The sequence below is a fragment of the Bradyrhizobium sp. genome, assembly GCF_019242285.1.
Classification (GTDB): Bacteria; Pseudomonadota; Alphaproteobacteria; order Rhizobiales; family Xanthobacteraceae; genus Bradyrhizobium.
On sequence record NZ_JAFAVV010000581.1, the window covers coordinates 1 to 11,643 of the forward strand.

Annotated in this window: 12 protein-coding genes; 4 read left to right on the plus strand and 8 right to left on the minus strand. The window is 65.3% G+C overall.

Features of this window, described 5'->3' with window-relative positions:
• Both JOY90_RS23645 and JOY90_RS23650 read left to right on the plus strand, forming a co-directional pair.
• On the plus strand, positions 1-1,182 hold a 1,182-nt coding region (locus JOY90_RS23645), incomplete at its 5' end, for a spermidine synthase (protein ID WP_291693533.1).
• Positions 1,183-1,184: 2 nt separating this feature from the next.
• Positions 1,185-2,468, plus strand: coding sequence for a hypothetical protein (locus JOY90_RS23650; RefSeq protein ID WP_291693534.1), 1,284 nt, complete (start codon positions 1,185-1,187; stop codon positions 2,466-2,468).
• Between the two features lie 22 nt (positions 2,469-2,490).
• Here JOY90_RS23650 and JOY90_RS23655 read toward each other — a convergent pair whose 3' ends face one another.
• Positions 2,491-3,336 (minus strand): alpha/beta fold hydrolase, encoded by an 846-nt coding sequence (locus tag JOY90_RS23655; protein WP_291693535.1) that lies wholly within the window; start codon positions 3,334-3,336, stop codon positions 2,491-2,493.
• A 415-nt stretch (positions 3,337-3,751) separates the two neighbouring features.
• Complete coding sequence (locus JOY90_RS23660; protein WP_291693544.1) at positions 3,752-4,597, minus strand: L,D-transpeptidase; 846 nt, start codon at positions 4,595-4,597, stop codon at positions 3,752-3,754.
• Between the two features lie 300 nt (positions 4,598-4,897).
• Here JOY90_RS23660 and JOY90_RS23665 point away from each other — a divergent pair, with 300 nt between their 5' ends.
• Entirely contained in the window at positions 4,898-5,041 is a 144-nt protein-coding gene (locus JOY90_RS23665; protein ID WP_291693536.1) for a hypothetical protein, read from the plus strand.
• A gap of 3 nt (positions 5,042-5,044) precedes the next feature.
• Here the strand turns inward: JOY90_RS23665 and JOY90_RS23670 are convergent, their stop codons facing one another.
• From JOY90_RS23670 to JOY90_RS23695, 6 genes are all read right to left on the minus strand, one after another.
• Positions 5,045-5,806: an ABC transporter permease gene (locus JOY90_RS23670; protein ID WP_291693537.1), complete on the minus strand. Its 762-nt coding sequence runs from the start codon at positions 5,804-5,806 to the stop codon at positions 5,045-5,047.
• A complete protein-coding gene (locus JOY90_RS23675) occupies positions 5,803-6,726 on the minus strand; it encodes an ABC transporter ATP-binding protein (protein ID WP_291693538.1) in 924 nt (307 codons plus the stop codon). The genes JOY90_RS23670 and JOY90_RS23675 overlap by 4 nt, the downstream gene beginning before the upstream one ends.
• 120 nt (positions 6,727-6,846) lie before the next feature.
• Complete coding sequence (locus JOY90_RS23680; protein ID WP_291693539.1) at positions 6,847-7,137, minus strand: type II toxin-antitoxin system HicB family antitoxin; 291 nt, start codon at positions 7,135-7,137, stop codon at positions 6,847-6,849.
• A gap of 39 nt (positions 7,138-7,176) precedes the next feature.
• Positions 7,177-7,842 (minus strand): OmpA family protein, encoded by a 666-nt coding sequence (locus JOY90_RS23685; RefSeq protein ID WP_291693540.1) that lies wholly within the window; start codon positions 7,840-7,842, stop codon positions 7,177-7,179.
• A complete protein-coding gene (locus JOY90_RS23690; protein WP_367276987.1) occupies positions 7,842-8,255 on the minus strand; it encodes a hypothetical protein in 414 nt (137 codons plus the stop codon). The genes JOY90_RS23685 and JOY90_RS23690 overlap by 1 nt, the downstream gene beginning before the upstream one ends.
• A 144-nt stretch (positions 8,256-8,399) precedes the next feature.
• Positions 8,400-11,015 (minus strand): ATP-dependent helicase, encoded by a 2,616-nt coding sequence (locus tag JOY90_RS23695; protein WP_291693542.1) that lies wholly within the window; start codon positions 11,013-11,015, stop codon positions 8,400-8,402.
• Between the two features lie 284 nt (positions 11,016-11,299).
• Between JOY90_RS23695 and JOY90_RS23700 the strand changes: the two genes are divergently transcribed.
• Positions 11,300-11,470, plus strand: a complete 171-nt coding sequence (locus tag JOY90_RS23700; RefSeq protein WP_291693543.1) for a DUF1328 domain-containing protein — start codon at positions 11,300-11,302, stop codon at positions 11,468-11,470.
• Positions 11,471-11,643: the final 173 nt, after the last annotated feature.

Consider the following 11,643-nt stretch of genomic DNA (forward strand, 5'->3'; position numbering starts at 1 on the left):
TTGTTCGCCGGGCTGATCTCGCCCTTCGTGTTCTCCTGGATCGCCGAATATCCGATCCTGGTGGCGCTGGCGGCGCTGTGCCGCCCGACCGACGAGGCGGAGCGGCTGCCGCGCTGGAGCCGGTGGTACTGGCCGCTCCTCGCCGCGCTCGCCGTTGCGCTGATCGTGCCGGCCTATTCGGCGGGCAAGGTGACCGCTTGGCTGCAGGAGCATCGGGTCTGGGCTGCCGGCGCGGTCGGCGTGCTGGCGGCCGCGGTGACGCTGCTGCTGCGTGCCGGGCGCTGGAAGATATTCGCGACCGTCGTGCTCGCGCTGGTGCTGATCCGTCTCTATCCCGCCGACGACGGCCGGATTGAGACGGTGCGCAGCTTCTTCGGCGTCCACAAGATCCAGGTGACGTCGAACGGCCAGTATCACGTGCTGCTGCACGGTACGACCATCCACGGCGCGCAGAAATACCTGAACGATGACGGCTCACCCGTCACCGGCCGGCCCGAGCCGATCACCTACTACCACAAGGACGGCGGCATCGGGCGGGCGATATCCGCGATCCGCGAGCGCAAGGGGGCGCCGCTGCGCGTGGCGGTGATCGGCGTCGGCTCGGGCACGCTGACCTGCGCGGCCGAGCCCGGTGAGAGCTGGAAGTTCTTCGAGATCGACCAGACCATGGTCGATGCCGCGAGCGACCCGAAATATTTCTCCTACATCCGGAACTGCGCCCCGGATTTCAAGCCGGTGCTCGGCGACGCGCGGCTGACCTTCGCGAAGGAGCCCGACGGCGTCTATGACCTCATCATCGTCGATGCCTATTCCTCGGATGCGATTCCGATTCACCTGGCGACGGAGCAGGCGATGCAGATCTACAAGGACAAGCTGGCGCCGCAGGGCGCGGTCGTCATGCACGTCTCCAACCGCCATCTCGAGCTCGAAAGCGTGGTGGTCGGCATCGCGGACGCCAACGACATGAAGAGCTGGGTCTTCAACGAGGATTCCGGCCGCGACGACGAATACATTTTCGCGACCGACGTGGTGGTTTCGGCCCGCGACGAGGCCGATGTCGGCGCGCTCGCGGCCTCCGACAAATGGAACGAGACCGAGCCGACCAACGGCCAGCGGGTCTGGACCGACGACTATTGCAACGTCCTCGGCGCCGTGTACCGCCGTCTGCGGGACGGAGAATAGAGGTGCGGCGATGGTTGCTCCCGCTGGCGATGGCGGCAGCCGTGGGACTTGAGCAGCAGGCGGCCGCCCAGGACTTTCTCGCCGGCGCCGACCTTCATCAGGACGTCGCGCGCTATGCCTCGTTCGGCCTGCACCGCTTCGGCACCGAAGGCGATCGTGCCACCACCGACTGGATCGCGACGGAGATGCAGGCTGCGGGCTTCAAGGTCGAATTCCAGCCGGTCGTGCTCGGTCGGCAATATGTGGTCGAGCACGCGACCGCCGAGGTCGAGGGCACGACGGTCGAGGCGACGCCGTTCTGGTGGCCGCCGGAGGACCAGGCCTCGTTTCGCCTGACCGCGAAGCTCGCGCGCGACGGCGATGTCGCCGGCAAGATTCTGATGCTCGACCTGCCGGACGACCGCGGCGCCTATCTCGGTCCTTCGCATCGTGCCGCGATCGCCAAAGCCGCTGCGCGTGGCCCGGCCGCGATCCTGCTCATCATCGGCAATGCCGCCGATGACCGCTTTGCCTACAATGTGACGCAGGAGGACAAGCCCTGGCCGGTGCCGGTCGTGGTGGTGCCGGGAAGGGCGAGGGGCCTGTTCGAGCGGGCGGCTGCCGCAGGCGCGCCGCTCAGTTTCGACGTCGCCGGCCACTATCGGCGCGACGTCGTCGGACGCAATGTCGTCGCGCGGCTGGGCGACGGCATCGGCCCGGTCGTCGTGGTGTCGACGCCGCTGACCGGCTGGTACACCTGTGTCTGCGAGCGCGGGCCGGGCGTGGCGAATTTCCTCGCGGTGGCGCGCAGCGTCGCCGCGGCAAAGATGCCGCTCGATTTTGTGTTCGTCGCCACCGTCGGCCATGAGATCGGTCATGGCGGCATGGAGCTGTTCCTGAAGCACGGCGCGCCGCCGCCGAAGGCGACGCTGGCCTGGCTGCATTTCGGCTCGTCGAACGCCTGCTATGCCTGGACCGAAGGGGCGCAGGGACCTGTGCGATCCAACGAGGTCAATGACGAGCGCCTCCTGATCTACAGCCCATCCGCCACGTCGCTGGTCGGCGAGAGCTTTGCCACTTTCAAGGCCAGGCGTTTCGAGGCGAAGCAGCAGGCGGTCGGCGAACTGCGCGACGTCCAGGCGGCCGGCTATGCGAATTTTATTGGTCTCGCCGGCTATCATCGCTTTTTTCACACGCCGGGTGATGACCTCGGCAACACCGGGCCGGACATCCTCGAGCCGGTGGCGCGCGCCTTTGCGGACGCTGTCCGGAAAATCGCCGAGCGGGGCGGCGGCGCGTTCAGATAGCAATAGCTGCCGCGCGTTCGTCTCAGTTCTTGCCCGTTGCCTGGGGCGGGTTCGCCGGCGGTGCGGCCGCAGTCAACAGCGACATCGGCGAGACCCCTTCCTCGTCGTCGAGAAATTGATTGACCCGGTCCTGGATGGACAGCTTGACGCTGTCCGGGCCGCGATCGCTGAGATCGTTGTGTTGGAACTCGGTCTTCACCACCGTGATGCCCGCCTTGGCGCACAGCTCGTCGTCCGGAACGACGCCTGGATCAGCCTTGAACACCGGATCCCTCGAGCGGAACGACAGGATCCTGACCTGGCCGCTGGTAATGAACGGCACGCGCAGATTGTCCAGCGTCACGACCTTCTTCACCAGGTCTGGGTGCAGCTTGGCGAAATACATCGAGATGTCGCCGCCATTGGAATGGCCGATCATCGTCAGGTGACGGTAATCCGCGTTCGGATAGAGCTTCTTCAGTTCGTCGATGGCATACAGGATATTGCCGATGCCGCGGTTGTATTGCATGCGGCGGCCGACATATTCCTCGCCCGCCTTGGTGACCATGGGATCATCGCCGTCGAGATCGTGCTGGATGCTCGCCACCAGATAGCCGCGCGCTGCAAACAGATTGGTGAGGAAGGAATACTCGGTATTTTTCACCGTGTTGCCATGGCTTAAGATCGCGACCGGCAGCTCGATCATGTCGGCGACTTCCTCCATTTCGCGGTCGCGCCGCACCGCGACGTCGATCGAAATGCTGCGGTCACCACGCATCATGTCCGCGAACGCCAGGGTCCTGTGGTGGATCGCCCATCGGGTCGCCGTGAAGTAGCCGAGCGTCAGAATGACGCCAACCGAAAGCAGGACGACGAAGCCGCGTTTCATGGGAAGCTCCGAAAATCGGCTGGTGCACGCAAAAGGGACTGTAGTCAAACCGTCACGCGGGAACCTATTGGGCGGACTTGACAGTTGGATGACTGCCAGGACGACATTCCATCACACCCTCATCACAAATTGCGTGATGACGGTAAGGCCCTGAAAGGGCAGGCGACGCAATGCGCGGGGTGCGCAGGCCGTGCGCCTCCGGGACCGATGCGAGGCTGTAAGATGCGGCCTTAGAGCGTTTTCGAGCGAAGTGGATACCGGTTCGCATGAAGAAAACGCGTCAAAACAAAAACGCTAGAGCTTCCGTTCCGATTCCATCGGAACGGAAGCTCTAGGCGGCGAAACCGCGTTCAAGCAAAGGGCGGCGGAAGCCATCGCCTCCGCCGCCCGAACGAGCCCGATACGTTGCTGCGCGTCAGTTCTGATAGTAGCCGCGCGGCTGATAATATTGCTGGCGCGGCTGGTAGTAATAGCCTGGCGGCGTGCGCTGATAATAACCCGAGCTGTCATCCCGAGAGGACGGCTGCTGCTGCGGATAGGCCTGGGCGTCATAGACGCGCCGACCGCTGCTGCGCGGCGCCGGGTAGACCTGCGCGTTCGAGCTGCCGTCGGACGGATAGATGTAGCCATCGTCGGGGCGCTGTTGCGGCACGATGCGGCGGCCCGGGAACATCTGGGGCTGCGGCGTCAGCACGACCGGCTGGCCGGAGTCCGTATCCTGCACCTGGGCATCCTGCTGCTGGTATTGCGGCTGCTCCGCCTGCTGGTATTGCGGCTGCTCGGCGCGGGCGACGGCGGTCTGGCCGCGGCGCGGATTGCGCGCCAGCGCGACCTGGGCCGAGCCGGTCAGAGTCACCGTGGTGTTGAGCACGCCCTGCTCCTCGACCAGCGCGTAGAGCGTCGCGGCGTTGGCCTTCGACAATCGCACGCAGCCATGCGAGGCCGGCGTGCCCAGCCGGCTCTCGGAATCGGTGCCGTGGATGGCATGCCCGATCTTGGTGAAGAAGATCGAGTGCGGCATCGGCGCGTCGTCGAATTCCTTGGAGAAGTGATCCTCTTCCATGCGGAAGGCGCGGAAGTTGCCGCTCGGCGTCTCCCGCGAGGGGATGCCGGTCGAGACCGGCCAGTGGTAGCGCGCGACACCGTCGACGGCGACGGTCATCATCTGATTGTCCTTGTCGACGGTGATGTCGACCTTTGCCTGCGCGGCATTGCCGAAGAGCAGCAGCAATCCGGCAATCGCGATGGTGAACGAACGCATCTTCGGTGTGGCCTCCGGCCTCGAGTTTGACAGCACCGCGGCTCTCCGTCCCCCGGCAATCAATATGCCCGGAGAACGGCTTTGGTTCCAGCGGCCCGCGGCGGCATCGTTAACCCTTCGCTCGGCGCAAACAAGACGGCGGCCGGCCATCGGGCCTGACATTTTCGCGAGCGGCAGCCGAGGGCCGCTGGATGCAGGCCAGTGCGGAATGGACGCGAGGCAGGCAACCTTTTGGGCGCACCGGCGTTTCACCTAGGCACCAGGCGGCGCGGTCCATACCGGATTTTCGAGGACGTAGAGATGAAGAGAGCCAGGACGAAAGCTAAGAGCGCTGCGCTGCCGATCGGCCTGCCGCTGCCGTTCATGTTCATGACGGCCGCCGGCATTCTCGCCATGACTGCGCTTATGATGGCTGCGCTGATGTCGACCGGTTACCTGCCATGAGGATTACCGCTTGAGGCGGTAGCCGGTGCGGAAGATCCAGGCCACGATGATCAGGCAGATGACCAGGAACGCCAGCGTCATGCCGATCGAGACGGCCACGCTGACGTCGGCGATCTCGTAGAAGCTCCACCGGAAGCCGCTGATCAGGTAGACGACGGGATTGAGCAGGGCGACGCCGCGCCAGGTGGGCGGCAGCATGTTGACGGAATAGAAGCTGCCGCCGAGAAACGTCAGCGGCGTCACCACCAGCATCGGGATCATCTGCAGCTTCTCGAAGCCGTCGGCCCAGATGCCGATGATGAAGCCGAACAGGCTGAAGGTCACGGCCGTGAGCACCAGGAAGGCGATCATCCACAGCGGATGATGGATGTGCAGCGGCACGAACAGGGCGGCGGTGGCGAGGATGATCAGGCCGAGCAGGATCGACTTGGTCGCGGCCGCGCCGACATAACCGAGCACGATCTCGAAGAACGAGACCGGCGCGGAGAGGATTTCATAGATGGTGCCGACGAATTTCGGGAAGTAGATGCCGAACGAGGCGTTCATGATGCTCTGGGTCAGGACCGACAGCATGATCAGCCCGGGCACGATGAAGGTGCCGTAGCTGACGCCCTCGACCTCGGTGATGCGCGAGCCGATCGCAGCCCCGAACACCACGAAATAGAGCGAGGTCGAGACGACCGGCGAGACGATGCTCTGCAGCAGCGTGCGCCAGGTGCGCGACATCTCGAACTTGTAGATCGCGCCGATGGCTCTGTGGTTCATTGCGGTCGCACCAGGCTGACGAAGATGTCTTCGAGGGAGGATTGCGTGGTCTCCAGATCCGCGAAGCGGATGCCGGCGTTGCGCAGGTCGCCGAGGAGACTGGTGATGCCGGTGCGCTCGCCTCTGGTGTCGTAGTCGTAGACCAGTTGCCGGCCCTCCTCGCCGAGCGCGAGATGGTAGGGCGCAAGCGCCTCGGGAATCCTGTCGAGCCGGCCCTGCAGGTGCAGCGTCAGCCGCTTCCTGCCGAGCTTCTGCATCAAATCGGCCTTGTCCTCGACCAGGATGATCTCGCCCTTGTTGATGACGCCGACGCGGTCGGCCATTTCCTCGGCCTCATCGATGTAGTGCGTGGTCAGGATGATGGTGACGCCGGAAGCCTTGAGACCTCGCACCACCTCCCACATGCCCTTGCGCAGTTCGACGTCGACGCCCGCGGTCGGCTCGTCCAGGAACAGGATCTGCGGCTCGTGCGACAGCGCCTTGGCGATCATCACGCGGCGCTTCATGCCGCCGGACAGCGTGATGATCTTGGAATCCTTCTTGTCCCACAGCGACAGCGCCTTCAGCACCTTCTCGATATGGTCGGGGTTTTTCGGCTTGCCGAACAGGCCGCGGCTGAAACTCGCGGTCGCCCACACCGTCTCGAAGGCGTCGGTATGCAGCTCCTGCGGCACCAGTCCGATCAGCGAGCGCGCGGCGCGATAGTCGCGGTTGATGTCGTGGCCGCCGACCGTGACGCTTCCCTCGCTCGCGTTGACGATGCCGCAGACGATGCCGATCAGCGTGGTCTTGCCGGCGCCGTTGGGGCCGAGCAGGGCGAAAATCTCACCCTTGTCGATGTCGAGATTGACGTTCGTCAGCGCCTTGAAGCCGGTGCCATAGGTTTTCGACAGGTTGGCGACGGAGATGATGGGCGTCATGCAGGGCTTTATGTCTGATCGTTCGGCCCCGGACGCGCGACGACGGCCCGGCCGAAGGGTGGAGGACGGCTCAGATAGGAAGAAAAAATGTGTTCTGCAATCGCCGGATTGCGGTAATTTCTACTCCGCCGCGTGGACCCGGGCGGGCAGTTCGATCAGGGCGATCATGTAGGTGTTGAGATCGTCGGCGACTTCCGGATCGGACTTCAGTTCCGCGAGGCTTCGTGGACGCGGCAGCGGCTTGCCATCCGTGGCGACGCCTTCCGCATAAAGCTCCAGGGCCTGTGGCGCGTTACGCAGGGCTTCGTCGATGTCATCGCCCGCGGAGGTGCAGCCTGGAAGGTCCGGAAACCACACGCCCACCGCGTGATCTGGACCGGCATCCTCGATGATGGCGATATAGTGGGTCATGACGACACGCGATCGAGTTCCAGGGTCAGAGTCGACCGATCAGTGCTTCTTCTTCCCTGTCTTCTTCGCCGGCGCCGGTGCGGCGGCCGGCTCGGCCGGCGGCGGTTCCTGATCGGCCATTTTCCCTACCGTGACGATCTGGATCTGCAGGTTGGCCGGCGAGGTCGGACGCGCGGGATCGATGAACTGCTCCTCGCCGAGGCCGAGGGTCTGGAACCGCTTCGCCGATATCTTGAAGGTATTGACCAGCACGTCACGGACCGCGTCGGCGCGGCGCTGGCTCAGGATCAGGCTGGCCTCGCGCCGTCCGGTCGAGTCCGAGTGACCGACCACCAGGAAGCTGTAGGGCTGCAGCTTGGCATTGACGAAGGCGTCGGCGAGGCGGCCGACCGTCTGGTAGGAATCCGGCCGCACCACCGGCGTGTCGGTGTCGAAATGGATGTCGAGGGTGAAGGTCGGCAGGCTTTGCAACTCCGGCGCCACCGGCACCCGCTGGGTCGGCGGCGGCTCGTTGCGTCCGCGCGAGCGCGATTTCTCCTGCGCCTTCTGGCGCAGCGCCATGACGTCGATGTCGGGCGCGCTGTCGAATTGGCTCAGCGCGTTGACGATCTCGTCGCGCTCCGGAAGAGCCTGGCCGCGCGAGGCGGTGGCCAGCATCAGGGTGGCCAGCGCCGCGAGCCCCAGGATGCGACGGGTGGCGCCCATCACCGATACCCTGCGTTGTCGATGGCCTGGGTGCAGTTCCGGCTGACGCCCTGGGCCGCGATCAGGCAGGGGATGGACTTCGAGGTCTCCTTGGTCGAGCCGTTGCACAGCTTGACGATCTCGCGCCCGCAGGCATTGGCCACCGTGACGCGCGCGGCGACGCGCTTCTGGATCGCATCGAAGCTCGTGAGGTAGTCGCTCCTGCACTGCGGCGAGAGCGCGTCCCTGTTGCGCGAAAGGCACTCCTTCAGGCGATTCGCGTCGAAGCTGACGCCGCGGCAATTGGTGTCGATGTCGGCGGCGCAGCTCTTCGCCAGCATCCCGGCGGCGTCGGAAAAAGTCATCGTCTCGGCTTGCGCCGATGCCGCCGTTGCGAAGGTGAAAATGAGAAAAATCGAGCAGCCCTTAAACATGGCGCCATCTTTCCCGATGACGCGCGCGGCGGTCAAGGGCAGGGCGGCAACACTGGCTGGTTGTATTGAGTCAGGCAGAGGCGGCGGTCGCGCCGTCGGCGGCGCGGATGAGGAGGGGAGGGGTCGGCGGGGTCATGCTGCGGCCTACGACGCCCGCTCCACGAACGTATCGACCACCTTCTTCTCGCCGGCCTTGTCGAAGGCGATGGTGAGTTTGTTGCCGTCGACCTTCACGACATGGCCATAGCCGAATTTCTGGTGGAAGACACGGTCCTCCAACGAAAATTCCGAGACCGTGCCGGTGGATTTCGCGACCAGCTCGCCCTCGATGGTGATCGGCGCGCGCTTCTTGCGGCCGAAGCCGCCGAACTCGCCACGTCCGGAGGCATTGCTGCGCGAGCCTGAAAATGGCGACTGCTCATCGTCAAAGCCGCCGCGGGCCTGGCCCTGGCCGTTGCGGCCGCGGTCGCGCGCGGCCTGCGCGCGCTGCCAGCCGGGGGTGCGGTAGCTCGAGCCGAAGGAATCCATGTCGTCGAAGCGCGAGGGGCCGTAGCCGCCGGCGCCGCCCCAGCCGCCACCGCCTTTCGACTCCGTGATCTCGACGCTGGCCTGCGGCAGTTCATCGAGGAAGCGCGAGGGAATCGTGGTGGTCCAGGAACCGTGGATGCGGCGGTTGGTGGCGAAATAGATTTTCGCGCGCCGCCGGGCGCGGGTCAGCCCGACATGGGCGAGCCGGCGCTCCTCCTCGAGGCCGGCGCGGCCCTGCTCGTCGAGCGTGCGCTGGCTCGGGAACAGGCCTTCCTCCCAGCCCGGCAGGAACACGTTGTCGAACTCCAGGCCCTTGGCCGAATGCAGCGTCATCAAGGACACCGCGTCGTCCTCGCCGTCGCCGTCCCGATCCATCACCAGCGCAATGTGCTCGAGGAACCCTTGCAGGTTCTCGAACTCCTCCATCGAGCGCACCAGCTCCTTGAGGTTCTCCAGGCGGCCGGCGGCGTCGGCAGAACGGTCCTTCTGCCACATGTCGGTGTAGCCGCTCTCGTCCAGCATGATCTGGGCGAGCTCGGTATGCGACGTCACCTCGCGCTGCACGCGCCAGCGGTCGAACTGCACGATCAGGTCGCGCAGGCTGCCGCGTGCCTTCGGCTTCAGCTCGTCGGTTTCGACCATCGCGCGCGCCGCCTCGAACAGCGGAATGCGACGCTTGCGGGCGTGATCGTGCAGGAGCTGCACGGTGGCGTCGCCGAGCCCGCGCTTCGGCACGTTGACGATGCGCTCGAAGGCGAGATCGTCGGCCGGCGAATTGATCACGCGCAGATAGGCGAGCGCGTCGCGGATCTCGGCCCGCTCGTAGAACCGCGGACCACCGATCACGCGATAGGACAGGCCGAGGGTGACAAAACGGTCCTCGATCTCGCGCATCTGGTAGGAGGCGCGCACCAGGATCGCGATCTCGTTGAGCTTCTCGCTCCGGCGCTGCAGTTCCTCGATCTCCTCGCCGATCGCGCGCGCTTCTTCCTCGGAGTCCCAGGCGCCGGTGACGGTGACCTTCTCGCCGGCGACGTCCTCGGTGCGCAGGGTCTTGCCGAGCCGGCCCTCATTGTGCGCGATCAAATAGGACGCTGCGGCGAGGATGTGGCCGGTCGAGCGGTAGTTGCGCTCCAGCCGGATCACCTTGGCGCCGGGAAAGTCGTGCTCGAAGCGCAGGATGTTGTCGACCTCCGCGCCGCGCCAGCCATAGATCGACTGATCGTCGTCACCGACGCAGCAGATGTTCTTGGGGGAAATTGCAGGCCCACTCTGCTCCCTTTCCCCGTTCCTCACGGGGAGAGGGAGAGGGCTGGGGTGAGGGGCTCTCTCCACGAGCACAGCAGGTGGAGAGTCCCCCTCATTCGCATCGCGGCGCGATGCGACCTCTCCCCGCGCGCGGGGAGAGGTGGGCGGCGACGGCGCCTGCGCGAGCAGCCGCAGCCACAGATATTGCGCGACATTGGTGTCCTGGTACTCGTCGACCAGGATGAACTTGAACCTCGTCTGGTATTGCCTGAGCACGTCGGGGTGCTCGCGGAAGATGCGGATGTTCTCCAGCAGCAGATCGCCGAAATCGGCGGCGTTGAGGATCTTCAGCCGCTCCTGATAGCTTGCATAGAGCTTGCCGCCCTTGCCATTGGCGAACATCGCGGCTTCGGCGGCCGGCACCTGCGACGGGGCGAGGCCGCGGTTCTTCCAGCCGTCGATCAGGCCGGCGAGCATGCGCGCGGGCCAGCGCTTGTCGTCGATGTCCTCGGCCTGCAGCAACTGCTTCAGCAGCCGCACCTGGTCGTCGACATCGAGCACGGTGAAGTTCGACTTGAGCTGCGCCATCTCGGCATGGGTGCGCAGAATACGGCCACCAATCGAGTGAAAGGTGCCGAGCCATGGCATGCCCTCCACCGCCTGGCCCAGCATCTGGCTGAGGCGGACCTTCATCTCGCGCGCGGCCTTGTTGGTGAAGGTGACGGAGAGAATCTCGTTGGGACGGGCGCGCCCGAGGCTCAGGATGTGGGCGACGCGCGTGGTCAGCACGCGCGTCTTGCCGGTGCCGGCGCCGGCCAGCACCAGCACGGGACCGTCGAGCGTCTCCACCGCTTCGCGCTGCTCGGGATTGAGCCCGTCAAGGTATTTCGGGCCGGCCGCGGCGCGGGCGCGCGCAGCGATGCCGCCAGCCCTGGGCTGGTGGTCGGGGACGCTCGGGTGGCTCAGCTTGCTCGGCTCGGTCATGCGAATCGTTCGTGCCGGCCCACGATGACACCGCGGGGCGGCAAAGTTGAGCCTTCTTAACAGGATTGTCGAACGATATGGGGACGGCCGCGGCGGATTTACAGATTGGCCGACGGGTGCGGCAGCGCCTGTTTCGTGGCGGATGCGGCCAGTTTTGTTCCTGACGCCCGTGAATTTTCCTCGGCGCGCCTGAAGGAACCTTTGTTCCCGCGACGGCATTGGTTGGGCGATCGCAGTCGCTCACCGCTGCCCGTTGGTCCACACGTCAAATAGAGGTTCGCACCATGCTGGGTTGGGTTGTCACCTTCCTCATTATCGCGCTGATCGCTGGCATTCTCGGCTTTGGCGGCATCGCCGGCGCCTCCGTCGAAATTGCCAAGATCATCTTCTTCGTCGCCCTCGTGCTGTTCCTGGTCTCGGCCGTAGTCGGGATGTCGCGCAGGCGAAGAATCTAGCTTCGCAGACACCGGATGCCCGGCGCCCTCATCGGCGCCGGGGCGGTTCCTCGTCGCCGCTCAGGGGCGCGAGTCGGCCGGTACTTTCGCTAGGAAGTCGCGCATCAGCCTGGCGATGTCATCGACGGCTTCGTCGAGCGCGAAATGGCCGGCATCCAACACGTGCACTTCCG